The sequence below is a fragment of the Arthrobacter sp. UNC362MFTsu5.1 genome (genome assembly GCF_000685965.1).
In the GTDB taxonomy this organism is placed as follows: Bacteria; Actinomycetota; Actinomycetes; order Actinomycetales; family Micrococcaceae; genus Arthrobacter.
The window spans coordinates 67,806-92,279 of the sequence record NZ_JMLE01000009.1; the positions used below are offsets into that span (position 1 = coordinate 67,806).

The following is a 24,474-nucleotide window of genomic DNA, read 5'->3' on the forward strand; positions in this document are numbered from 1 at the left end:
CCATGACTGACAAGATCCGTGTGGCCGTCGTCGGCGCCGCAGGCGCCTTCGGCATGAAACATCTCGACGGCCTGATGAACATCCCCGATGCCGAGGTGACCGTCGTCAGCGGCACGCGGCCCGAACCGACCCGGGCAGTTGCCGAGAAATACGGCGTCGAGAACGCCGTTGTCGGCCTGGACGCCGTGCTCGAGCGCGACGACGTCGACGCAGTGATCCTTGCGACGCCCACGGGGCTCCACGCGTCTCAGACCCAGGCGGTACTCGCCGCCGGCAAGCACGTGCAGGTCGAGATTCCGCTGGCCGACTCGCTCGCGGATGCCGAGGCAGCGCTTGAGGCGGCTGAATCATCCAATCGCGTCGCAATGGTCGGCCACACCCGCCGCTTCAACCCCTCGCACCAGTTGGTACATAACCGGATCGCGTCGGGCGAGTTCAACGTGCAGCAAATGGACGTGCAGACGTACTTCTTCCGCCGCAGCAACACGAACGCGAAGGGCGAGGCCCGGTCCTGGACGGACCACCTGCTGTGGCATCATGCCGCGCACACCGTCGACTTGTTCGCCTACCAGGCAGGCAAGATCGTGCAGGCGAACGCGGTCCAGGGCCCGATCCACCCCGAACTCGGCATCGCGATGGACATGTCGATCCAGCTCAAGAGCGAGTCGGGCGCGATCTGTACGCTGTCGCTGTCGTTCAACAACAACGGCCCGTTCGGCACGTTCTTCCGCTACATCGGCGACACCGAGACTTACATCGCGCGTTACGACGATCTCTACAACGGCCGTGAGGAGCCGATAGACGTGTCGCATGTCGCCGTAAGCATGAACGGTATTGAGCTGCAGGATCGTGAATTCATCTCTGCTATCCGCGAGGGACGCGAGCCGAATTCGTCGCTTCGCCAGGTGATCGACTGCTACCGAGTTCTCGGCTCGCTTGAGAAGCAGCTGGCGTGAGGCTACCACCCACCGGTCTGGGCTGTATGTCGCTGAGCCACGCGTACGGCGTCCCCCCTTCCCGTGACGAGGGGCTGGCGATGCTGCGCGCCGCTCTCGATGAAGGCATCGGGATGCTCGACACGGCAACACTGTATGGCGGCGGCCGCAACGAAGAGCTTGTAGGTGCTGCGATCGCGGGGCGCCGCGATGAGGTCTTCCTGGCGAGTAAGTGCGGGATGGCGTCCGTCGATGGCGTGAAAGTCATCGATGGACGTCCCGATACGCTGCGCGCACAGGTCGATGCTTCGCTGACCCGCCTTGGCGTCGATTACATCGATCTGTACTACCTTCACCGGTGGGACAAGAAAGTGCCGATCGGCGATAGCGTCGGGGCGTTGGCCGAGATGGTCGCCGCGGGCAAGATCGGCGCAATCGGCCTGTCCGAGGTGTCGGTCGCGCGACTGCGCGAGGCGCAGGCAGTCACCCCTATCGCGGCCGTGCAGAACGAGTACTCGTTGTGGAGTCGCAATGCCGAGCTTGGCATGCTGGACGCCACCCGCGAGGACGGCGTGACTCTTGTTGCGTTTTCGCCGGTCGCAAGGGGTTTCCTCGCCGATGCAATCAAGGACCCAGGTGAGCTGTCCCAGAACGACATCCGCCGCGGCATGCCGCGCTTCCAGCTCGACCACTGGGGTGCGAATGCGGCGCTGCTGGCCTCCTGGCGTCAGCTGGCTGCGGAGGCCGGTTGCACCCCAGCACAGCTCGCGCTGGCCTGGCTGCGCTCCCGCGGAGATCACGTTCTGCCGATCCCGGGAACAACGAGCGTCGCGCACCTGCGTGAGAACATGGCGGCGGCCGACATCACTGTCGACGGCGCGCTGCTGACGCGGGCCGGCGAGCTGATTGGCACGGATACCATCTCTGGCGCGCGATATGCGCCAGCCTCTGCTGCCGAAGTAGACGCCGAGACTTTCGAGGATGCCGCATGAGGGCGATCTCGTCGATGGCCACCCGCCAAGTTCTCGCCGACCTCGCTGAAGCTGCAGCCGGGGCGGGGCTGCCGCTTCTGCAGCTCGAATCCGAAGGCGGAGTGAACGCCGCCCGGCGGGTGACCGCCGGCGAGCCGTTCGACCTTGTGTTCCTCGCCGAGGACGCTCTCCAACGCCTCGCTGCCGAGGGGCACGTCGATCCGGCAACCATCGCCCCGATCGTACTGTCGGAGGTCGCCGTAGGCGTGCCCACACGTAGCGCCGATGCAGCCACATGTTCCGAAGGCACGGCCTTTGCGAATGCCGATGAGCTTCGCAGCGCCCTGCGCACGGCATCCCGCATCGGATACTCCACCGGTCCGAGCGGCACCGAACTGTTGCGAATGATCGACCACTGGGGCATGACCGATGAGGTCCGCGACCGGCTGGTGCAGGCCCGTCCAGGCGTGCCCGTGGCGCGCCTGCTCGCCGAGGGCGAGGTCGATCTCGGCCTGCAGCAGCTCAGCGAGTTGGTGGGGCAGCCCGGCGTGCGCATCCTCGGCGTCCTCCCCGCCGACTGCGCGATCAGCACGGTCTTCGCGGGTGCTGTCGCGACATCCTCCAGCGACGCGGCAGGCGCTGCGGAAGTGTTGGCCTTCTTCCGATCCGACCTCGCGGCGTCCATCAAGTCCTCGCACAGCTTTGGCGCGCCCTGAGGCCCTGCCGTTACGGATTGGCTGATGCGGGTTCTGCAGACGTTTCCACCGATGCGAGGCGCGCAGACGATCGTGGAGAACGAACGGGCTACGCGCGTCCTTGCTGATTCCGGTGTCCGCCTTGATGCACGTGTGCGACGTCTGGTCCCCGGACCTTGCATTGTTCCTGGTCTTCCTGCCCAGCGCGTGCGCTCACGGGCGCGGTGATGTCTGAGCTCTTCCGACGGCTGCGCGCTGTGACGGCGTCAGAGTGACGCACAAGGTGGCCATTTCCCGTTCGGTTGAACCACTCCCCCTATCAGCCAGATCTGGTGAAGGACACCGGCAACTTGTTCGCGCCGGCGTTCCATCTCATGTACTTCTCTGCGGCGGCGCTGTTTGCGCTCACCAGGACACGGGAGACCGCCGCACGTCTACGGCTCGGATCAGTTCCGGCGGCAGTGAGCAGCGAAGAAGGCCACCAACGAGCACGTCACTCCCCCGCGATGCTTCTGATACCCGTGCCCAGTGGCTCCGGAAGACGAAGCCCGCACTAATCACGCCCCTGGGTCAGGGTCATTTCGACGGCCTCGCGGAACAACGCAACGTCGGCCTCAAAGTTGCAGCTCAGGCTGGGGATGGAAATTTGCATCCTTGCCTTCTGGGTTTCGCCAACTGAACGGAGGCGTCATGCCGCTCCATTCCCCCACTTCCATGAACGACCAGAAGCAACTTCGCTGTTTGTCATTCTGATCCCGATCATCGCTGGGCGGGTCCTCCACGCAACCAGGGCGCTCCGCCCCGCTCACGATTCAAAGTTGCAATGTCGGTCACTGTCAGGGTGAAGCAGAACTCGCCGGCGTTGTTGCCGCCCTCATGACCGACCAGGTCGATCTCCACGAAGCCCGCGACCGCGTCGTCCCATTCTGCCCAGGTGCGGATCGGGATCTGCGATTTCAGCAGCGTGCCCGGCTTGGTATGGGACCGTCCCCGCTGGACCATCCTCGCCCGTTCCCCTGCCAGCTCCCGCTCGGCGCGCAACAGCGGCCCAGCACGGGCAGCATCAAGGCCAGAAGCTTCCCTGCCGGGGCCCGGAGCACCCCCAGCACCTGCTCAGCGCCGGCAGCAGCTCAGGCCCGTATACCGGCGTCCTGCCAGGCCGGTGCCTGGCGATCTTCAGGACCAGGGCATCCCGCAGGGCCGCCCGGGCATAATCGCGGTGCCACCCGGTCAACCCGACCAGCTCATGAAGGATCCGGGACTTCGCCTTCCGGGACACGCCCTGATATGCCAGCGCCTTCTTCTTCGTCACGGCCTGCCGCTGGGCCATCGTTAGCTCCATGAAAACGGGCATAGCCCAAGAACGCCACCACCGACAACCAGACCGCTACGCGGAGGTCTTCAAATGAGGCAACATATCCCGCTAAGCGGAGGTTTTCTATGAGTCAACGCGCTCAGCGTAGATTCCGTCAACCACCGCTCAGCGAAAGCCACCGCTCCCATTTCGGCATCTAGCCGTTGAGCCTTTTTGAAGTTAAAGGTCGGCCATCTTCCCGGTGCCAAGTACTGTTTCTGCATGAGGGCTAGGCTCGAATGGCGTCGGCCTGGCCCACTCGGGGCGGCTGCGGGCATCGCTGTGCGAGACCGCGCCTGCATTCGGGCAACCGGTGGCGCTCCCACCAATTCTCCCGCCGGCGCCGCACCGACAAACCCTAGCGAGAAGAGCACATCATCACTACTATCACCGTCCTCGTCGCCGGAGCCACTGGAGACCTCGGCCGCCGCGTCGTTGGCGAACTCCTCCGCCGCGACACCCTCGTCCGGGTCCTGACACGCCCCGGAAGCGGGACGGCCCAAGGCATTTACGGTAGGGAGGATCGCGTGGAAGTCCACGAGGTCGCCTACACGGATCGGGCCGGCCTCGCCTCAGCACTGTCCGGCGTCGAAACCGTCATTTCGACCATCAGCGGTGCGCGTCCAGTCATCGTCGACGCGCAGCGCGCCCTCCTTGCGGCCGCCGTCGAAGCAGGGGTGGCACGGTTCATCCCGTCCGACTACTCTGCGGATTACCGCCGGATCACCCCGGGCAGCAACCGCAACTTCGAGCTCCGTCGCGAGCTCGCGGCCGAACTGGACGCCGCCCCAATTCGCGTGACTTCCGTACTGAACGGGGCGTTCGCCGACATGCTCACCGGGCAGGCGCCCATGATCTCGTTCAAGCGTCACCGGGTGCTGTTCTGGTCCTCACCGGACCAGATTCTCGACTTCACGACCAAGGACGACGTCGCTCGCGTCGTCGCGCTTGTCGCCCTCGATGAGGACGCACCCCGCGTCGTCGAGATAGCCGGCGACCGCGTCACGGCGCGTAGTATCGCCCGGACGATGACCGACCTCACGAGGACACCTTTCTCCCTGCAATGGGCCGGTACCACCGGCATTTTAGCTGCCATGAGCAGGATCGGCCGACACCTGTCGAAGGACAAAGACCAGGCTTTCCCCGCATGGCAGGGTATGCAGTACTTCGTCAGCATGTTCAACGGCGAGGCCGAGCTCCATCACGTCAACAATGACCGCTACGGCCCGCACGAGTGGACCAGGGTCCGCGATGTCCTCGAAGCTCACCTGACGGAGACAACGGACGATCACTGATCCAATGCCCTTAGGGCAGGGAGTCAACGATCGGCACAGTTCTAACGAGGCATGCTTGACGGCGTCCACTATCTGGAGCTCATTGGGCTTAGCAAGCCGCTGAAGCGTGAAGTCAAGCTCGGAGGAGTCCTGGTCCACTGCTACAAGGCCATCGAGTCTGGCGAAGGTACCGCGGGCGGCCGGGAGCCTGCCCCTGGTACACCGAGCAGGCAGACTGGGCGCCGATCAGAACCAGATGCTGCCCTCGTTTCACCCGCCTGCCCAATGGCTGAAGTTGCCCCCTCCTCTGGTGCGTTCATCATCGTCCTTGCTGCAGCGTCGACAGCGCTTGTAGACACTGCCGTCTTCGGCGTGTTCGACATGCCATTCGTGCCGAATATTTAACCTGCCCGTCAGGATCTGCAGCATGACTCGTCCCTGATCCTGGACCATATCCTCGTCGTAATTTCTATAGCGGCCCTTACGTGCGCCCTGAGGAACAGGCAGTTTATTGACGGCCCTCCGAAAGGATCAACCGCGTCACGGACCACTCAAGTCCCGAAGAGCAACGGGACGCTTAAAGATCCAGTCTTTGGACCCTGCTGTCTCACTAACGCCTGCTGGCTGAATAGATGCTCTACTAAGGCACGGTGAAGAAAATCTTCGGGTCGACGGCGCCCACAATGTCGTCGCGTAAGACGATGACGTCCACGCTCCGGGTATCCACGCACAGGACCGCGACATCACAAATGCGGACGATCGCGCAGCGGGTGTCGGTAACGGTCGACAACAGAGCCATTGTGACGGCTTGGCGTCCAGGGCCGTTGCAACACCTGGGCTATTAGAAGTAGTAATTGGGAGCGATGCCACGCCACCGACCGTCATTCAGTCTCCAGAAGACTGAAGAATCAGGGTTGGCTGCCCTCCTCACCCAACGATCAGCCTCACTCGGAGGCGTTGCACGCCGGAAGATCAAACCTAGTTGGAGTACACCCCTAACTGACGTCGGGCACGTAGCCGAATCGCTGTCAGAACAGAGCCCCGGCTCTGCATCTCTGACAATGGTCGTAGAAGGTCTCAGGTCCCAACCTGACACTACCGACACATCCCCCGCGGGTGGCGTCGGTCGATCCGTCTCACCCCTTTCACTCCGGCAAAGGCTGTCTCCTGCACGACGCAAAGCCGTTCCGGCATGCGCAGAATCCTTTCGCGTCATGCCGCCCCGCTTCCCCGTCTCCATGAACCACCAGAAGCATCATCGCTGTTTGTCATTCTGATCCTCATCATCGCTGGGCGGGTCCTCCACGCAACCAGGGCGCTACGCGCCGGGCTCGATCCAGAGTTTCGCTCGGCGCTCGTCGCTTATTTCCTCGCGAAACTCTGGATCGCTCCCGGTTCCCCAAGTTGCCCTCCGGACCCTCACACCCAGCGGTGACTCCGTGTATCAGAACGAGGCCGGAATCTGACAGGCACATCCGGTGCCCGCCAGTCGCTGAAGGAGAAGGATCATGGAACCGCTCACCATCAAAACCCCAGCCGACGTCCTCAGCTTCGTCGGGCACACCCTCGGGTTCTGGCCACATGAGAGCCTCGTCTGCATCACCCTGGACGCCAACCGCGTCGGCGCAACCCTCGGAGTCGACCTCCCCACACACGAGGGCGGACTCAGATACGCCCGCACCGTGGCCGACTACCTCGCCCACGACGCCAGCGCCGCCAGCGTCCTCTTCGCCGTCTACACCTCAGAGCCCCAGAAACCCGGTCAGCCCAAACCGCACGCCGCAACCATCGCAGCACTGACCTGCGCGCTGGCCGAACGCGGAATGACCATCCGCGACGGACTCCTCGTCGGAGACAACACCGTCTCCCCCTACGACGGCGACCCCCAGGACGGACTGACACTCCCCCTCAAGGCGACCCAGTCCAGCCAGATCAACGCCGAATTCATCTACCGCGGCAGCACCATCGCACCAACAAACCACATCACCCTGCCGGCCTCAACAAAAGAGAACCGCACAGCGAACGCCGTCGACGACCGCGTCAAGACGATTCACCGGATGAACCCGGGCGAAGCCCTCGAACAAGCCAGGACACTCTGGGACGGCATGCTGGAGGCGATGTCCTATCCCGAAGATGACCAGACCATCGACCTGATTGCCAACTTCCAGGCCCCGGCCATCCGCGACCAGCTCATGGCCGACATCCCCGGAATCGACGAACCGATGGACCGGGTTCTCCTGGCACAAACAAAGGGCGGCCCTCAATGGTCGCGCGTCGAATGGGCACAGCAGCTGCTGCTCCACGCGTACACGCACAGCAGCACCAAACACTCGGCCCCCATCCTCACCGCCATCGCCTTCGTCAACTGGTGGGAAGGCCGCGGCAGCAAAGCCCACCAGTTCCTGCAACTCGCCCTCGAAGCAGACCCCGCCTACCGTCTGGCCAGGCTCAGCGACCTCATGATCGGCTCCGGAATGGTCGCCGGCTGGAACATGCACAAAGACCGGGCCTTCCGGCCCCGGGGACTCGAAGCCTCCTGACCCGCTGTCAAAAGGATACGGACGACGACGGCGGGACGTTCCGGAGCCAGCTCTCCACCGCCGCGCCCCAGCCGTCCGGATCGGCATTCCACTCCTGCGTGTGCTCCGCGGACGGGGCCGATGCCAGCTCGGGGCGCCAAAGTCAGGCGGATCAACCAAACCACGACCGACCCCGGAAGAAGAGTCCGGATCCCACACACCTGCACTCTGTCGACGACTTGTACGCCAGCCACAGATATCCCCAAAGACGTTCCCGCTGAACCCGGAACGTTCAACGACACCGACGATCCAAGCCGCAAAGTCATGTCGCCTGAAACAGAGAACGTCATGAAGTAGCGAAGGCAGCACCAGGAGGGAGGGACCAAAATGCAGGTTGAAAGCGCCCGTGCACAAAGGTGTGCACAATGTGCACACCCCCTTTGGCCGGACAAACACACGCGGAGCGGACCCCGCCTCGTTCGCAGACAGCAAATAACTACCGAAGATCGTCGAACGAATTCGCCTTCGTCATGTCGTCACCACAACAACTGGCCATGAATGAGTGACGGCCAACAACTGGCCACCATAAACAGCAAGAAGGTACGACACACAGCCCTAGGTCCCAGCAGGCGGAGGGCCCACAAGCCAGGACCCTGATCCCGCCACCCACATAACCGAATAGGCCACCGAGGCGCCAGGAACATACCGCGGACAACGTCAGAGGGTCAATGTCCACACGTTAAAGCAAAAACCCCTCTGACGAGGGGTTATGCGTGCCCGAGGTGGGACTCGAACCCACACACCTTTCGATACCGCATTTTGAGTGCGGCGCGTCTGCCAATTCCGCCACTCGGGCGCGGATTACACGGGAGTAACAATCTTAGGCTCACGGCTGTGTTGTGAGCAACGCGATCGCTTCCAGTGCGCGAAATTACTCTACATGCAGATAGGCTGAATTCCAGAATCGCGCCAGTGAAGCCGCAACGAACCCAAGCAGTTCCAAGTACAACAGCGGGCACAACTAAGATGGACTAGTTCCCGCCGTACCTTTCAAGGAGTTCCCGTGTCAGAACAGACGGAGTCAAACCCCAACAGCCAGCCGGCGCGCCGCGTTATTGTCGCCGAGGACGAGACCCTTATCCGCCTGGACATCATCGAAATCCTCCGTGGCGAGGGCTATGACGTCATCGGCGAAGCGGACAACGGCGAGAAGGCCGTCCAGCTTGCCGAGGAACTCAAGCCTGACCTCGTCCTGATGGACGTCAAGATGCCGGTCATGGACGGCATCTCGGCCGCCGAGAAAATCGTGAAGGCCCGCATCGCCCCCGTAGTGCTCCTCACGGCCTTCAGCCAGAAGGAACTGGTGGAGCGTGCCCGCGACGCCGGCGCCATGGCCTACGTGGTCAAGCCCTTCACGCCCGCGGACCTGATCCCCGCACTGGAGATTGCACTGTCCCGCCATGAGGAGATCAAGGCGCTCGAAAACGAGGTCTCCGACCTCCAGGAGCAGTTCGCCACCCGCAAGCTCGTAGAACGCGCCAAGAGCCTCCTGACCACCAAGATGGGCCTCACCGAACCCGAGGCCTTCCGCTGGATCCAGAAGACTTCCATGGACCGCCGCCTCAGCATGCGCGAGGTCGCCGAAACCATCATCAACCAGGTCAACTAACCTCCGCAGCCCGGTAGGTAACGCCCGACGGCGGCCTGCCGGGCTCCTGCCACCGGTAGGCCGCGGGTCTAAGACAAATCAAGACAAAAAAGGGAGGATCCCCGCCAACCGGCGGAGATCCTCCCTTTTGTTCTGCGTGCGGCTTTCGCCGCACGCAGGTGACGTACTAGGCCTTCTTCTTCTTTTCCGGCCAGGGTCCGAGCTTTTCCTTGTTGCTGGTAGCTTCGCCAGCGAAGGTGGAGTCGGCGAGGTCGCCCACCTTGTGCACCTTCAGCGAGTTGGTCGAACCGGCTTTTCCGGGAGGTGAACCGGCAGCGATAACCACCAGGTCACCGTCCTCCACAAGGTTCAGTTCCAGCAGGCTGCGGTCCACCTGGGCCGTCATTTCGTCGGTGTGGTCCACCATGGGAACCAGGACCGGCTGGATGCCCCAGGTCAGTGCAAGCTGGTTCCACACGTGCTCCACCGGAGTGAACGCGAAGACCGGCTTGACCGGACGCAGGCGGGACAGGCGGCGTGCGGAGTCGCCGGACTGGGTGAAAGCACAGATGTACTTTGCGTCCAGCTGGTCGGCGATTTCGACGGCGGCACGGGTGATGGCGCCGCCGCGGGTCTTGGGCTTGGTGCCCAGCGGGGGGACGCGCTCGAGGCCGTGGACCTCGGTGGATTCGATGATCCGGGCCATGACCTTGACGGTTTCGATCGGGTACTTGCCCACGCTCGTCTCGCCGGAGAGCATCACTGCATCGGCGCCGTCGAGCACTGCGTTGGCGCAGTCCGAAGCCTCTGCACGGGTGGGGCGCGGGTTGTCGATCATGGACTCGAGCACCTGGGTGGCCACGATGACGGGCTTCGCCCAGCGGCGGGCCAGTTCGATGGCGCGCTTCTGGACGATCGGCACCTCTTCGAGCGGGAGCTCCACGCCGAGGTCGCCACGGGCCACCATGATGGCGTCGAACGCGTCGATGATCTCGTGCAGCTGGTCGACAGCCTGCGGCTTCTCGATCTTGGCGATGACCGGAACGCGGCGTCCCTCTTCGTCCATGATTTCGTGGACGCGCTTGATGTCCGAGGCGTCGCGGACGAAGGACAGGGCAACCATGTCCACACCGCGGCGCATGGCCCAGCGCAGATCGTCCTCGTCCTTTTCGCTCAGCGCGGGAACGTTGACGGCAACACCGGGCAGGTTGATGCCCTTGTTGTTGGAAACGAAGCCGCCGACGGTCACCTGGGCGACCACCTTGACGTCGTCGACCTCGATGGCCCGAAGGGCCACCTTGCCGTCGTCGATCAGCAGGGCGTCGCCGACGTTGACGTCGTCGGTCAGGCTCTTGAGCGTGGTGGAGCAGATGTCCTTGGTGCCGGGAACGTCTTCGGTGGTGATGGTGAAGATGTCGCCAACAGCCAGTTCGTGCGGACCGTCAACAAAGCGGCCAAGACGGATCTTGGGGCCCTGGAGGTCAGCCATGACGGCTACGGGCTTGCCGAGCTGCTTCGATGCCCTGCGGACGTTCTCGTACGTCACGTCATGCACCGAGTAGTCGCCGTGGCTCATGTTCATGCGGGCAACATCCACGCCGGCTTCAACAACTGCGAGGGTGTTCTCGAAGCTGGAAATAGCCGGTCCGAACGTTGCCACGATTTTTGCGCGTCTCATATACCTACCCTATTGGTGTGTTTCTGGATTGGAGTTATACCGCAGGTGAACTTCCGTGGTCCCCCGATTGTGACTGCAGAGTTGTGACTAGAGAACGGCGATCGCCCGGTCGGTCGGGGCAACCGGGGCAGGCAGGATCGTGGTTCCCATCAGGAACTTGTCCACCGCTGCCGCGCAGGCGCGGCCCTCGGCGATGGCCCACACAATAAGCGACTGGCCGCGGCCGGCGTCGCCGGCAACGAACACACCCTCGGTGTTGGTCATGTAGTAACCGTCACGGGCCACGTTGCCGCGCCCGTCGAATTCGGCGTGGACCTGCTCGGTGATGCCGGCAGGCTCCGCACCGGTGAAGCCCAGGGACAGGAACACCAGGTCCGCAGGAATGATCCGCTCGGTGCCGGCCTTCGGGAGGCGCTTGCCGTCCACGAACTCGGTCTCGGCAACCTTCACGCCGGTGAGCTTGCCGTTTTCGCCGACGAACTCCACCGTGGAAGCCAGGTACGTACGCTCGCCGCCCTCTTCGTGCGCACTCGCAACCTCAAAGAGGGTGGGGAACGTGGGCCAGGGCTGGTTCGGCATGCGCTCCACGGACGGCTGCTTGCCGATCGCCAGCGTTGTCACGGAGGCGGCACCGTGGCGGTGGGCGGTACCGAGGCAGTCAGCACCGGTGTCGCCGCCGCCCAGGATCACCACGTGCTTGCCCTTGGCGTGGATCTGGTTTTCAACCTGCTCCCCTGCCACCACGCGGTTGGCCGGGACAAGGTAATCCATGGCGTAGTGCACGCCTTCAAGCTCGCGGCCCGGGATGGGCAGGTTGCGCGGCACGGTGGCGCCCGTGGCAACCACCACGGCATCGTACCGGCGGCGGAGCTGCTCCCAGGTCACGTCGGTACCGACGGCGACTCCGGTCCGGAAGCGGGTGCCTTCGGCCTTCATCTGCTCGAGGCGGCGGTCAACCTGTTCCTTCTCCATCTTGAAGTCGGGGATGCCGTACCGCAGCAGGCCGCCGATCTTGTCGTCGCGCTCGTAGACGGCAACAGTGTGGCCCACGCGGGTCAGCTGCTGCGCCACGGCGAGTCCGGCGGGGCCGGAACCGACGACGGCGACCGTCTTGCCCGTCAGGCGGGTCGGCGGCAGCGGGTTGACCCAGCCGTTGTCGAAGGCTTCATCGATGATGGAGACCTCGACCTGCTTGATGGTCACGGCGGGCTGGTTGATCCCCAGCACGCAGGACGCCTCGCAGGGAGCCGGGCACAGCCGGCCGGTGAATTCGGGGAAGTTATTGGTGGCGTGCAGCCGCTCAATCGCTTCCTCGCCCTTGTCCCGCCACACGAGGTCGTTCCACTCGGGAATCAGGTTGCCCAGCGGGCAGCCCTGGTGGCAGAACGGCACGCCGCAGTCCATGCAGCGGCCGGCCTGGCTCTTCAGGACACCCTTTTCCTGGGCCTCGTACACTTCTTTCCAGTCCATGATCCGGACGGGAACGGGACGGCGCGGCTGGGTTTCACGCTGACGTACTTTAAGAAATCCGCGTGGGTCAGCCACCGGTCACCTCCAGGATTCGAGACCATACTTCTTCGCCATCGGGGTCCAGGCCCTCTTCGATCGCGTCGAGACGTGTCTGCAATACGGCCGCGTAGTCGCGCGGCAGGACTTTAGTAATGCGGGCTGCGGTGTCATCGAAGTTCTCCAGCAGCCGCTGCGCGTGCAGGGATTCGGTTTCCTCGACGTGCTTGACCAGCAGGCCGTGGACGATGTCGCGGTCCTCGGCGTCCAGTTCGCGCAGCTGCAGTTCGCCGGATTCCAGCGCCTGCTTGTTCACGCGGGTGGTCCGCAGGTCCAGCACGTAGGCCGTTCCGCCGGACATGCCCGCACCGAAGTTGCGGCCGGTGCGTCCGAGGATGAGCGTCTGGCCGCCGGTCATGTACTCGCAGCCGTGGTCGCCGATGCCTTCGACCACCGCGGTGGCGCCGGAGTTGCGGACCAGGAAGCGTTCGCCCACCTGGCCGCGCAGGAACATCTCGCCGCTGGTGGCACCGTAGCCGATCACGTTGCCGGCAATGACGTTGCTCTCGGCCTGGAACACGTTGGTGCGGTCCGGACGGACGATGATGCGGCCGCCGGAGAGGCCCTTGCCCACGTAGTCGTTCGAATCTCCGAACATGCGCAGGGTGATGCCGGCGGGCAGGAAGGCGCCCAGCGACTGGCCGGCGGTGCCGGTCAGCGTGATGTCGATCGTGTCCGTCGCCAGGACATCCGTGCTGAACGTCTTGGTGACGACGTGGCCCAGCATGGTGCCCACGGAGCGGTCCGTGTTGATGACGTCCACGGCGATCTTCACCGGGCTGCGGTCGGTCAGCGCCTCGGCGGCCATGGTGATGAGCCGCTGGTCGAAGTGCTTGTCCAGCTCGTGGTTCTGGCCGGTGAGGTTGCGCAGCGGGGCGTCGTCGTCGAACTCGAGTCCGTGCAGGATCGGGTCCAGGTCCAGCCCTTCGGCCTTCCAATGGTTGATCGCCTCACGGGTATCCAGCATTTCGGCGTGGCCGATGGCCTCTTCGATGCTGCGGAAACCGAGCTCCGCGAGGATTTCGCGGACTTCCTCGGCCAGGAACTCGAAGAAGTTGACCACGAACTCCGGCTTGCCGCTGAAGCGGGCCCGCAGTTCGGGGTTCTGCGTCGCAACGCCCACCGGGCAGGTGTCCAGGTGGCAGACGCGCATCATGATGCAGCCTTCCACCACCAGCGGTGCCGTGGCGAAGCCGAATTCCTCGCCGCCGAGCAGCGCGGCGATCACGACGTCGCGGCCGGTCTTGAGCTGGCCGTCTACCTGTACCACCACGCGGTCGCGCAGGCCGTTGAGCATCAGGGTCTGCTGGGTCTCTGCGAGACCCAGCTCCCACGGAACACCGGCGTGCTTGAGCGAGTTCAGCGGCGAGGCGCCGGTACCGCCGTCGTGACCGGAAACCAGTACGACGTCGGCCTTGGCCTTGGTGACACCGGCGGCAACTGTGCCGATGCCCACCTCGGAAACGAGCTTGACGTGCACCCGGGCCGAAGGATTGGCGCGCTTCGCGTCATAGATCAGCTGGGCAAGGTCTTCGATCGAGTAGATGTCGTGGTGCGGGGGCGGGGAAATGAGTCCGACGCCGGGGGTCGAGTGGCGCGTCCGGGCAACCCAGGGGTACACCTTCTGCGCCATCAGCTGGCCGCCTTCGCCGGGCTTGGCACCCTGCGCCATCTTGATCTGGATGTCGTCGGCGTTGCTCAGGTACAGGCTCGTGACGCCGAAGCGGCCCGAGGCGATCTGCTTCACAGCCGAGCGGCGCTCGGGGTCCAGCAGGCGGTCCACATCCTCGCCGCCTTCACCGGTGTTGGACTTGCCGCCCAGCCGGTTCATGGCGATCGCCAGGGTCTCGTGGGCTTCCTTGGAGATGGACCCGTAGCTCATGGCGCCCGTGGAGAAGCGCTTGACGATGCTGGAGACAGGCTCCACTTCCTCAAGCGGCACCGCCGGACGGGCATCGGTCTTGAACTTCAAAAGGCCGCGGAGGGTCATGAGGTTCTCGGACTGGTCGTCCACACCCCGGGTGTAGGACTTGAAGATGTCGTAGCGGCGTTCACGCGTGGCGTGCTGCAGCCGGAAGACCGTCTCCGGGTTGAACAGGTGCGGTTCGCCGTCGCGGCGCCACTGGTACTCGCCGCCGCCGAGCAACGGACGGTGCGGCTGCTCGATGCCGCCTTCCGGGTAGGCCATCTGGTGCCGGGCGGACACTTCAGCCGCGATGACGTCGAGTCCGACGCCGCCGAGCTGGGAGTGGGTGCCAGCAAAGAATTCGTCCACCAGTTCCTGGCCGAGGCCAAGGGCTTCGAACGTCTGCGCCCCGGTGTAGGAGGCAACCGTGGAGATGCCCATCTTGGACATGATCTTCAGGACGCCCTTGCCGAGGCCCTTGATCAGGTTGTAGACGCCGTCCTGCGGAGTCACGCCAACAACATCACCGGTGCTGATGAGCTGTTCCACGGATTCCATGGCCAGGTACGGGTTCACGGCGGAGGCGCCGTAGCCGATCAGGACGGCCACGTGGTGCGTCTCGCGGACGTCGCCGGCTTCAACCACCAGGGCGGTCTTGGTCCGGTTGGCGCTGCGCAGCAGGTGGTGGTGCACGGCGCTGACCAGCAGCAGCGACGGGATGGGCGCCCACTGGGCGTTCGAGTCACGGTCCGAGAGCACCACATACTGCACGCCGCGGTTGATGGCGCCGGAAACCTGCTCGCAGATTTCGGTCAGGCGGGCACGCAGGGCGTTTTCGCCGCCTTCGGGGCGGTACAGGCCGCGGACCTTCATGGCGATCCTGTCGCCGTCCGGGCTTTCGATGTTGGCGATCTTGGCGAGCTGGTCGTTGTTGATCACCGGGAAGGGAAGCGAAACCTGCGGCTGCCGGACCTGCTTGGTGTCCAGCAGGTTGCCGTTCGGGCCGATGGCGCACATCAGCGACGTGACCAGCTCTTCGCGGATGGCGTCCAGCGGCGGGTTGGTCACCTGCGCGAAGGACTGCACGAAGTAGTCGAAGAGGAGCCGCGGGCGCTTGGACAGCACGGCCACCGGGGTGTCGGAACCCATGGCACCCAGGGGCTCGGCACCGGTGCGGGCCATCGGACCCAGCAGGATCTTCAGTTCCTCGGTGGTGTAGCCGAAGGTCCGCTGGCGGATGTTCACGGACGCGGCCGTGTGCACCACGTGCTCGCGTTCCGGCAGCTCGTCGAGGTCGATCAGGTTGTCCTTGACCCACTCCGCCCACGGGTTGGCGGCGGCGACTTCGGCCTTGACCTCTTCATCGTCGATGATCCGGCCGGCTTCGGTGTCCACCAGGAACATCTTGCCGGGCGAGACGCGGCCCTTTTTGACCACCTTGGAAGGTTCGACGTCGATGACGCCCACCTCGGAGGCGAACACCACCAGGCCGTCTTCGGTGATCCAGTAGCGGCCGGGGCGGAGGCCGTTGCGGTCAAGCGTTGCGCCCACCAGGCTGCCGTCGGTGAAGGAGACGGCAGCGGGGCCGTCCCACGGTTCCATCAGCAGGGAGTGGTACTCGTAAAACGCCTTGCGGGCCGGATCCATCGTGGCGTGGTTTTCCCAGGCCTCGGGGATCATCATCATGATCGAGTGCGTGATGGGGCGTCCGGAGAGCCAGAGCAGCTCGGCCACTTCATCGAACGACGCGGAGTCGGAGGCGCCCGGCGTGCAGATGGGGTACAGCTCTTCAGGGGAATCGCCCAGCAGCGGGTTGGCCAGCTGGGACTGGCGCGCACGCATCCAGTTCCGGTTGCCCTTGACGGTGTTGATTTCACCGTTGTGGGCGATGGTGCGGAACGGCTGGGCCAGCGGCCAGGACGGGAACGTGTTGGTGGAGAAGCGCGAGTGGACGATCGCGAGCTTGGTCTTGAAGCGCTTGTCCGAAAGGTCCGGGTAGAACGGCTCCAGCTGGGCCGTGGTCAGCATGCCCTTGTAGACGATGGTCCGTGAGGACAGCGACGGGAAGTACACGCCGAACTTGTTCTGGGCACGCTTGCGGATGCGCCAGGCACGGGAGTCGAGTTCGTTGCGCTCCAGCACTTCCCCGGTGCTGGAGGCAAAGAACGGCTGGGAGAAGTAGGGCATGCAGGCCCGGGCCATGGCACCGACAAGGTCGGCCACGATCGGGACTTCACGCCAGCCCAGGACGGTGAGGCCTTCGTCGGCTGCGAGGCCTTCGATGCCTGCCTTGGCGGCGTCGGCTTCACGCTGCTCGGCCGGCAGGAATGCCGTACCTGCCACGTACTGCCCGGGCGCCGGAAGCTCGAACTCGGTAACGGCGCGGAAGAACTCGTCCGGGATCTGCATGAGCAGCCCGGCGCCGTCGCCCGTTCCTTCGTCGGCGCCCACGGCACCGCGGTGCTCGAGGTTGCGCAACGCAGTCAGGGCGGCATCGACGATGTCGTAGCCCGGCTCACCGCGGAGCGTGGCGATGATGGCCAGGCCGCAGGCGTCCTTCTCCTGCTCCGGGTTGTAGAGACCACTGGCCTCCGGCAGCGCCGCGAACCGTTTGAACGGCGACATGGCGGCGGCCGGCTGGTTCGGCTCGGACCAACTGGGGCTGTGAAGAGTTTGGGTCATGGGAGACGTCCTTCCTCCTGATCGTGCGTATGGAAGGGACAACGTTGGCCCCACTCGCGGTGCCTGTGTGATGGGCACAACAAAGTGTTACTTACTGGAAATTGTAGGTCAGCCCGGCCTGCTGAACTAACAGTTACGCAGGCCCTGACCTGGGCTTGACCCGGCAGCAGCTCTGTGCTGACGGGAAGGGGCCCTGGTGCCACGACGCTGTGGGAACGGGCGGTGCGGGCGGTAGCCCTGCTGCCCGGTTTGCCGGCCCTGACTACTTGGTGCGGTCAGTGTCCGGCGCGGATCCGGAGTCCTGGTGAACGGAGTTTTCAGCTGCCTGCCCGCCCTTTGCGGGCGTGGTGCCGACAGCTGGTTCCTTCACCGCTTCAGTTGGGGCGGAAGTGTGCCCCGGACCGCTTTGGTTATCAGGGAGATTACCACGGGACTCACTATCTGAGACACTCTTGTCCGCATGCCGGATGGTTTTGCCGTCCGCCGGAACAGTCGCCAACTCACCGTCCTCACGGACGCCGGCGTCGCTGTCCTTGTCGGCCGGGACGTGCCCGGGCAGGTACGCGGTGTCCGGCTCATCGCGCTTGCGGAGCCCCAGCACCACGAACACGATCAGCGCCACGAGGAACACCACGATGCTGGTCCACACGTTGAGGCGGGTGGTGATGCCGAACAGGCTGATCTGTTCTGCGTCGTCGATCCGCATGGCCTCGATCCAGACCCGGCCCAGCGTGTAGTACATGGCATAGAGCCAGAACAGCCGCCCGCGGCGGAAGTTGAACTTCCGGTCCAGCGCCAGCAGGATCACCACGCCCGCGATGTTCCAGAGGGACTCATAGAGGAACGTCGGGTGGAAGAGCGTGTCCGCCGGCATCCCTGCCGGGAAGTTGGCGTTGTCGGCGTCGATCTGGAGGCCCCAGGGAAGCGTGGTGGGCGCGCCGAACAGTTCCTGGTTGAAGTAGTTTCCCCAGCGCCCCACGGCCTGGGCCAGCAGCAGCCCGGGGGCGGCGGCGTCCAGGAAGGCAGTGAGCTTGACGCCCGCACGGCGGCAGCCTATCCACGCGCCCACCGCGCCGAGCAGGACAGCTCCCCAGATCCCCAGGCCGCCGCGCTGGATCTGCGGGATCAGGGACAGGTCACCGGTTCCGTCGAAGCCCGGCCCGAAGTAGGCGTCCGGGGACGAGAACACATGGTAGAGGCGGCCGCCGATGATGCCGAACGGGATGGCCCAGATGGCGATGTCCCACAGGCTGCCCTCCGGAGTGCCGCGCTTGGCCCAGCGGACCGACGTCAGCCACAGGCCAACCACGATTCCGGCCAGGATGCACAGCGCGTACGCGTGAATGCGCAGCGACCCCCACGGCAGCGGGATATCGAACCCGGACCAGTCCGGGCTCGGAATACTGGCGGGGAGCATGGCCGCCGCGTGGAGGACAGTCTGCATTGTTTAGGCTTCTTCCCTGGTCAGGCCGGTGCTGAGGTCTTTGGTCAGGGCGGCAACTGCATCCACGCCGCCGTCGCGGATGGCGGCGACGAGCGCCGTACCCACGATCACGCCGTCAGCGTAGGCCGCGATCTCGCGGACCTGGCCGGCGTTGGAGACGCCAAGGCCTACACACACCCGCTCGGCCCCTGCAGCGTGCGCTGCTGCCACGACGCCTTCCGCAGCATCGCTGACGGAGGACCGGGCCCCGGTGACGCCCATGATGGACACGGCGTACACGAAGCCGCGGCTGGCATCCACCGTGCGCTTCATGCGCTCCGGCGAGGACGACGGCGCCACGAGGAACACACGGTCCAGGCCGTACTTGTCCGAGGCGGCCATCCACTCGGAGGCTTCGTCCGGAATCAGGTCGGGGGTGATCAGGCCTGCTCCCCCTGCTTCGGCGAGCCTGCGGGAGAATTCGTCCACGCCCATCCGGACCACCGGGTTCCAGTAGGTCATCACCAGGACGGCGGCGTCGGTCTTGCTGGTGATCCCGCGGACCACGTCAAAGACCTCGCGGACGTGGAAGCCCTTGGCAAGGGCCTCGGTGGTGGCGGCCTGGATGACCTGGCCGTCCATGACGGGGTCGGAGTACGGGATCCCGATCTCGATCAGGTCGGCACCGTTCTCGGCCAGCGCGATGCCGGCCGCGATGGTCTCCTCCACGCTGGGGTAGCCGGCGGGAAGGTAGCCGATGAGGGCGGCGCGCCCTTCAGCGCGTGCCTTGTCAATGGCGGCTGCTGACTTGCTGGTGCTGGTGATGTCCTGAACGCCGGTCACAGCTGTTCCCCTTCTTTGCCGATCTCGGCCTCTACGGAATCCTTGTCCAGCAGGTCGAACCATTCAGCGGCCGTGGCCACGTCCTTGTCGCCGCGGCCGGAGAGGTTCACGATAACGATCTTGCTGTCCGCGGCCTGGCCTTCGGCAGCAGCTTCGGCTGCGAGGCGCTGGCCCACCTTGATGGCGCCGGCCAGGGCATGTGCAGATTCGATCGCCGGGATGATGCCCTCGGTCCGGCACAGGACCCGGAAGGCGTCCATGGCTTCGGCGTCCGTGATGGGCTCGTAGCTGACGCGTCCGATGTCCGCCAGGTAGGCGTGCTCCGGACCGACGCCCGGGTAGTCCAGGCCGGCCGAGATGGAGTGCGACTCGATGGTCTGTCCGTCGTCGTCCTGCATCAGGTAGGAGCGTGCGCCGTGGAGCACGCCCGGCTTGCCCAGGGTGATGGTGGCTGCGTGGCGTCCGGTGTCCACGCCGTCGCCGCCGGCCTCAAAGCCGTAGATCCGGACGGAAGGATCGTCCAGGAAGCCGTGGAAAATGCCGATCGCGTTGGAGCCGCCGCCGATGCAGGCGCAGACCGCATCCGGAAGGCGTCCGGCCTGTTCCAGGATCTGGGCGCGGGCTTCCTCGCCGATGACCTCGTGGAAGTACCGCACCATCGCCGGGAACGGGTGGGCACCCGCGGCCGTGCCGAGCAGGTAGTGGGTGTGGTCAACGTTGGCCACCCAGTCACGGAGTGCCTCGTTGATGGCGTCCTTGAGGGTCTGCGATCCACTGGTCACCGGAATGACCGTGGCGCCCAGCAGCTCCATGCGCGCAACGTTCAACGCCTGGCGCCGGCAGTCCTCGGCGCCCATGTAGACCACGCACTCGAGGCCCAGCAGGGCAGCGGCCGTCGCACTGGCCACGCCGTGCTGGCCGGCTCCGGTCTCGGCGATCACGCGGGTCTTGCCCATGCGCTTGGCGAGCAGGGCCTGGCCCAGCACGTTGTTGATCTTGTGCGAACCGGTGTGGTTGAGGTCCTCGCGCTTGAGGAACACGCGCACTCCCCCGGCGTGCTCGGCGAAGCGCTTGGCCTCGGTGAGCAGGGACGGGCGGCCGGAGTAGTTCTTGTTCAGGTCCTTGATCTGGGCGACGAAATCCGGGTCGGCCTTGGCCTTCTCGAAGGTGTCTTCCAGTTCGTCCAGGGCCGCGATGAGGGATTCGGGCATCCAGCGCCCGCCGTAGGAGCCGAAGTACGGGCCCGGCGCGTGGCGCAGGGACCGGTCTCCTTGCAGAAATGCGTCCGCGGTGCCCTCATCAGAGCCGGTTGTTGGCGCGTCGACCATCGGTCTCACCATCCTGTTCCACTGTTCATAAAGAAATTTCGGGTGGCGCACGGCTTCAGCAGGCTGCCGCCGGCGCCCCGGTCATCAGACCCGTGCTGCGATGGCTTCCGCCCCTGCAGCGGTAAATTCGGCAATCCGCTCACGCGGGGTGGCGTCGCTCACGAGCGCTTCGCCCACCAGCACGGCATTGGCGCCGCTCGCGGCGTAATGCCTGACGTCGTCCACGCCGCGGACTCCGGATTCGGCAACAATGACCGCTTCCGGAGGGATGCCGCCGGCGAGGGAGGCAAACACGGAGCGGTCGACGTCGAGCGTCTTGAGGTTGCGGACGTTGACGCCGATGATCCGGGCGTCCGCCGCGACGGCGCGCTCGATCTCTTCCGCCGTGTGCGTCTCCACCAGCGCGTTCATGCCCAGTTCGCGGGTGAGCTGGCTGAAATCGCGAAGCTCGGCGTCGCTCAGCGATGCAACGATCAGCAGGACCAGGTCCGCGCCGTGCGCACGGGCTTCCCAGATCTGGTATTCGTCAACCGTGAAGTCCTTGCGCAGCAACGGAACATCCACGGCTTTTCGGACGGCGTCGAGGTCGGCAAGCGACCCGCTGAACCGGCGCTGTTCGGTGAGCACGCTGATGACGGAAGCTCCGCCGTCGGCGTACTGGACCGCGAGGTCAGCTGGATCGGCGATGCTCGCCAGATCGCCCTTGGAGGGGCTGCGCCGCTTGATTTCCGCGATGACCTTCAGCTGGTTCCGTGGCGAGGAATCCCCGCCGAGGGCAGCCCACGCATCGCGCGCGGGAGCTGCCGCCGCGGCACGGTCCTTCAGTTCGGCAAGGGACACCAGGCGCCGGCGGGCCTCCATGTCCTCACGCGCACCGGCATTGATGTCGTCGAGAACAGTCACTGCTAGTGGCCGGAGTTCTTCAGCTTGCTGCCGTCCACGCCGTAGCCGGCCTTGCGCATGATCCAGCCGAGCAGCAGGCCGATGACCATTACAGCGGCGCCGCCAATGAAGATCGGGGTGCTGGCAATGACGAAGGCGATGGCCGCGATGAGCGCGCCCACCAGCATAACGATCACGCACGTCCATGCCGCCGGGCTGTTGCCGTGGCCGAGGTCTGCGCTGTGGTCGACGCCGGTGTAGACGCTTTCGGCAGCAGCGGCTTTGGATGCGGAAACAGTGGCTTTGCTCATGGAAATCTCCTCAGGATGAATACTGCTTACATTCTGCCATTTTTTGGCGGTGCCTTGGACATCGGCGGCTTGGACGGCAGCGGGCCGCCTACGTCGGATCGTCGCCCCGCGACAGCCTGTCCCAGCTGTCGATCTCGTCCGCTGGACCTTCCGGCGTGCCGGCAGCGCCAGCCCCTGCGGCGTCATATTTCGTCCGCGTCTTCCAGTGGCGTCCGGCCGGGATGATGAGCAAGGCTCCCAGCCCCAGCAGGACACCGGCGACGACGGCGAGTGCAGGGAAGGCCGAAGCGCTCACCTGGACGCTGCTCCCGGTAATGCCGGTGGCAGCCGCGATCGAACCCTGAGCGGCCGCGAGGGGGTCTGCCATCACCGTAACGGCGGCGGTCACGATGCCAACGGAGGCCAGGAGGATGATCGCGGTAATGATCCAGCGCGCAATCCGGCCCGCGATCGAGGCGGCAAGACCGCCAGCCAACGCCACGAGTGCCAGCGCGGTGACGGTTGTGGCTGCTTTGCTGCCCTGCACCTGGAGGCCGTCCTGGCTGTTGACGGCCTGGCCCAGCTGGGCCGGGTCCAGATGCACGGTCAGCCATGTCTGGGTGGTGGTGCCGAAGACCGCCAGTGCCATGGCGGCAATGATCAGCACCAGCGTGGACTTCCGTGCCCACACCGGAGCGCCGGGGCGCTTGGTTGCCGGCCGGCCGGTCTTGCCAGCCGTGACACCGTCGTCGGTGATGCCGTCTTCCATGACACCCATCAGCTGCCCGCCGCGGCGGGACCGGCGACAGCGGGACCGGCGGCATCCGGGCTGGCGGCATCCATGCGGGTAGCGTCCGCCGCGTCCGGCACAGACTCGGCCGTGATGTTGTGCAGGGACCCGGCCGTGTGCACGGCGCGCAGCGGCGCGGCAGCCTTGTTGACCGTCTCAAGGGCTTCGGTCGGGTTGACCGAGTCGGCGACGATGCCGCCGCCGGCCTGGACGTAGGCCCGGCCTTCACGGAGCAGCGCGGAACGGATGGCGATGGCCATGTCCATGTCGCCGGCGAAGTCGAGGTAACCCACCACGCCGCCGTAGATGCCGCGGCGGTGCGGTTCCAATTCGTCGAGGAGCCGCAGTGCGCGAGGCTTGGGGGCCCCGGACAGCGTCCCTGCGGGGAAGGTTGCCTTCAGGACGTCGTACGCCTTGGCCGCGGGGGCGAGCTTGCCCACCACGGTGGAAACCAGGTGCATGATGTGGCTGAAGCGCTCCACCTCCATGAACTGGGTGACGTCCACTGTGCCCGCAACGCAGACCTTGGAGAGGTCGTTGCGAGACAGGTCCACCAGCATGAGGTGTTCGGCGCGTTCCTTCTGGTCGGCCAGGAGTTCCTCGGCGAAGGCCTTGTCCGCTTCCACGGTCTTCCCCCGGGGACGCGAGCCGGCAATCGGGTGGGTGATGACTTCCTCGCCCGTGACGGTCACGAGGGCTTCCGGGGAGGAGCCGACGATCGAGTACTGCCGGCCGGCGGCGTCTTCGAGGCTGAAGATGTACATGTACGGGCTGGGGTTGGTGTTCCGAAGCACCCGGTAGACATCCAGCGGGTCGGCGCCGCACTCCATTTCGAAGCGGCGGGAAATGACCACCTGGAACACTTCGCCGTCCACGATGGCTTCCTTGCCGCGGTCCAGGGCGGCGAGGTAGTCGGGCTCGTTCCAGCGTTCCTGGACGCTGGAGGCAAAGTCCAGTGCGGCGGGTTCCAGCACGGAAATGGGCTGTTCCACGGGCGTGCTGACCTTGGCAAGGAGGGCCTTGACCCTGGCCACGGCGTCGTGCCATGCCTCGTCCACCCGCTCCGAGCTGTTGTCGAAGTTGATGGCGTTGGCGATGAGCAGGACGGTGCCGTCCATGTTGTCGTGCACTGCCATGTCGGTGACCAGGTTCAGGGCCAGTTCCGGCAGTTCCAGGTCGTCTTCGGGCGGGCTGGTGAGTTTCTCCCAGTGCCGCACGGTTTCCCAGCCGAGGAAACCGACCAGGCCCGAAGTGAACGGCGGCAGGCCGTCGAAGCGGTCGGTGCGCAGGGCCTCGACGGTATCCCTGATGGCATCCACCGGGTTCCCGTCCACGGGCACGCCGGCCGGCGGCTCGCCCAGCCAGTGCGCCTGCCCGTCCTTGGTGGTCAGGGTGGCGCGCGACTTGGCGCCGATGAAGGAATAGCGCGACCAGGCGCCGCCCACGGCCGCGGACTCCATCAGGAACGTGCCGGGCTGGCCGTTGGCCAACTTGCGGTAGAGCCCGATGGGCGTCTCGGCGTCGGCCAGTACCTTCAGCCGGACCGGGATGACACGGCTGTGGCTGGCGAGCTCCCGGAATTCCTCGAGGCCCGGGCTGATGATTCCAAGGTCCTGCATGGCTATGGTTTTCCGCCTGTTCTTAAGTGGTGCCTGAATCGTGTGGTGGGGTGCCCGGCGCCTGCGCCGGA

19 protein-coding genes and 1 tRNA gene are annotated in these 24,474 nt (G+C 65.2%); 6 read left to right on the forward strand and 14 right to left on the reverse strand.

What is annotated here, in order from left to right; genetic code table 11:
• The first annotated feature begins 2 nt into the window (after nucleotides 1–2).
• From BS38_RS0110530 to BS38_RS0110540, 3 genes are read left to right on the forward strand one after another with little or no spacing between them, the layout of a single operon-like run.
• Complete coding sequence (locus BS38_RS0110530) at nucleotides 3–956, forward strand: Gfo/Idh/MocA family oxidoreductase (protein WP_197024932.1); 954 nt, start codon at nucleotides 3–5, stop codon at nucleotides 954–956.
• Nucleotides 957–982: 26 nt separating this feature from the next.
• Nucleotides 983–1,927 (forward strand): aldo/keto reductase, encoded by a 945-nt coding sequence (locus BS38_RS0110535; RefSeq protein WP_051628844.1) that lies wholly within the window; start codon nucleotides 983–985, stop codon nucleotides 1,925–1,927.
• Complete coding sequence (locus BS38_RS0110540; protein WP_028270767.1) at nucleotides 1,924–2,622, forward strand: substrate-binding domain-containing protein; 699 nt, start codon at nucleotides 1,924–1,926, stop codon at nucleotides 2,620–2,622. Before BS38_RS0110535 ends, BS38_RS0110540 begins: the two co-directional genes overlap by 4 nt.
• A 738-nt stretch (nucleotides 2,623–3,360) precedes the next feature.
• On the opposite strand, the gene BS38_RS27385 is transcribed toward BS38_RS0110540, so the two are convergent.
• The gene (locus BS38_RS27385) at nucleotides 3,361–3,603 is read right to left on the reverse strand and encodes a hypothetical protein (protein WP_028270768.1); all 243 of its coding nucleotides are present in this window, start codon (nucleotides 3,601–3,603) and stop codon (nucleotides 3,361–3,363) included.
• Between the two features lie 61 nt (nucleotides 3,604–3,664).
• Nucleotides 3,665–3,931, reverse strand: a complete 267-nt coding sequence (locus tag BS38_RS27390) for a hypothetical protein (protein WP_028270769.1) — start codon at nucleotides 3,929–3,931, stop codon at nucleotides 3,665–3,667.
• A 410-nt stretch (nucleotides 3,932–4,341) separates the two neighbouring features.
• Here BS38_RS27390 and BS38_RS0110560 point away from each other — a divergent pair, with 410 nt between their 5' ends.
• Complete coding sequence (locus BS38_RS0110560) at nucleotides 4,342–5,250, forward strand: NmrA family NAD(P)-binding protein (RefSeq protein ID WP_331280050.1); 909 nt, start codon at nucleotides 4,342–4,344, stop codon at nucleotides 5,248–5,250.
• Between the two features lie 619 nt (nucleotides 5,251–5,869).
• On the opposite strand, the gene BS38_RS27080 is transcribed toward BS38_RS0110560, so the two are convergent.
• Nucleotides 5,870–6,019 (reverse strand): hypothetical protein, encoded by a 150-nt coding sequence (locus BS38_RS27080; protein WP_156037106.1) that lies wholly within the window; start codon nucleotides 6,017–6,019, stop codon nucleotides 5,870–5,872.
• A 718-nt stretch (nucleotides 6,020–6,737) separates the two neighbouring features.
• Here BS38_RS27080 and BS38_RS24930 point away from each other — a divergent pair.
• A complete protein-coding gene (locus BS38_RS24930) occupies nucleotides 6,738–7,769 on the forward strand; it encodes a DUF4192 family protein (protein ID WP_051628845.1) in 1,032 nt (343 codons plus the stop codon).
• Between the two features lie 753 nt (nucleotides 7,770–8,522).
• Here the strand turns inward: BS38_RS24930 and BS38_RS0110580 are convergent.
• Nucleotides 8,523–8,604: transfer RNA gene (locus tag BS38_RS0110580), tRNA-Leu, on the reverse strand.
• Nucleotides 8,605–8,811: 207 nt separating this feature from the next.
• On the opposite strand from BS38_RS0110580, the gene BS38_RS0110585 reads away from it, so the two are divergent.
• Nucleotides 8,812–9,417: an ANTAR domain-containing response regulator gene (locus BS38_RS0110585; protein ID WP_028270772.1), complete on the forward strand. Its 606-nt coding sequence runs from the start codon at nucleotides 8,812–8,814 to the stop codon at nucleotides 9,415–9,417.
• Nucleotides 9,418–9,583: 166 nt separating this feature from the next.
• Here BS38_RS0110585 and pyk read toward each other — a convergent pair whose 3' ends face one another.
• From pyk to BS38_RS24935, 10 genes are all read right to left on the reverse strand, one after another.
• A complete protein-coding gene (gene pyk, locus BS38_RS0110590; RefSeq protein ID WP_028270773.1) occupies nucleotides 9,584–11,074 on the reverse strand; it encodes a pyruvate kinase in 1,491 nt (496 codons plus the stop codon).
• A gap of 87 nt (nucleotides 11,075–11,161) precedes the next feature.
• Complete coding sequence (locus BS38_RS0110595) at nucleotides 11,162–12,619, reverse strand: glutamate synthase subunit beta (protein ID WP_028270774.1); 1,458 nt, start codon at nucleotides 12,617–12,619, stop codon at nucleotides 11,162–11,164.
• Nucleotides 12,612–17,228: a glutamate synthase large subunit gene (gene gltB / locus BS38_RS0110600; protein ID WP_028270775.1), complete on the reverse strand. Its 4,617-nt coding sequence runs from the start codon at nucleotides 17,226–17,228 to the stop codon at nucleotides 12,612–12,614. The genes BS38_RS0110595 and gltB overlap by 8 nt, the downstream gene beginning before the upstream one ends.
• 262 nt (nucleotides 17,229–17,490) lie before the next feature.
• Entirely contained in the window at nucleotides 17,491–18,672 is a 1,182-nt protein-coding gene (gene lgt / locus BS38_RS0110605; protein ID WP_028270776.1) for a prolipoprotein diacylglyceryl transferase, read from the reverse strand.
• A gap of 3 nt (nucleotides 18,673–18,675) precedes the next feature.
• Nucleotides 18,676–19,494 carry a tryptophan synthase subunit alpha gene (trpA, locus tag BS38_RS0110610; protein WP_028270777.1) on the reverse strand — a complete coding sequence of 273 codons (819 nt, stop codon included), beginning with the start codon at nucleotides 19,492–19,494 and terminating at the stop codon, nucleotides 18,676–18,678.
• Nucleotides 19,491–20,822 (reverse strand): tryptophan synthase subunit beta, encoded by a 1,332-nt coding sequence (gene trpB / locus BS38_RS0110615; protein WP_028270778.1) that lies wholly within the window; start codon nucleotides 20,820–20,822, stop codon nucleotides 19,491–19,493. The genes trpA and trpB overlap by 4 nt, the downstream gene beginning before the upstream one ends.
• An 84-nt stretch (nucleotides 20,823–20,906) precedes the next feature.
• On the reverse strand, nucleotides 20,907–21,725 hold the full coding sequence (gene trpC / locus BS38_RS0110620; protein WP_028270779.1) for an indole-3-glycerol phosphate synthase TrpC: 819 nt from the start codon (nucleotides 21,723–21,725) through the stop codon (nucleotides 20,907–20,909).
• A 2-nt stretch (nucleotides 21,726–21,727) separates the two neighbouring features.
• Complete coding sequence (locus BS38_RS0110625; protein WP_028270780.1) at nucleotides 21,728–22,015, reverse strand: HGxxPAAW family protein; 288 nt, start codon at nucleotides 22,013–22,015, stop codon at nucleotides 21,728–21,730.
• A gap of 88 nt (nucleotides 22,016–22,103) precedes the next feature.
• Complete coding sequence (locus BS38_RS0110630) at nucleotides 22,104–22,772, reverse strand: Trp biosynthesis-associated membrane protein (RefSeq protein ID WP_442853342.1); 669 nt, start codon at nucleotides 22,770–22,772, stop codon at nucleotides 22,104–22,106.
• Nucleotides 22,772–24,403: an anthranilate synthase component I gene (locus tag BS38_RS24935; RefSeq protein ID WP_051628846.1), complete on the reverse strand. Its 1,632-nt coding sequence runs from the start codon at nucleotides 24,401–24,403 to the stop codon at nucleotides 22,772–22,774. Before BS38_RS24935 ends, BS38_RS0110630 begins: the two co-directional genes overlap by 1 nt.
• Between the last annotated feature and the right edge of the window lie 71 nt (nucleotides 24,404–24,474).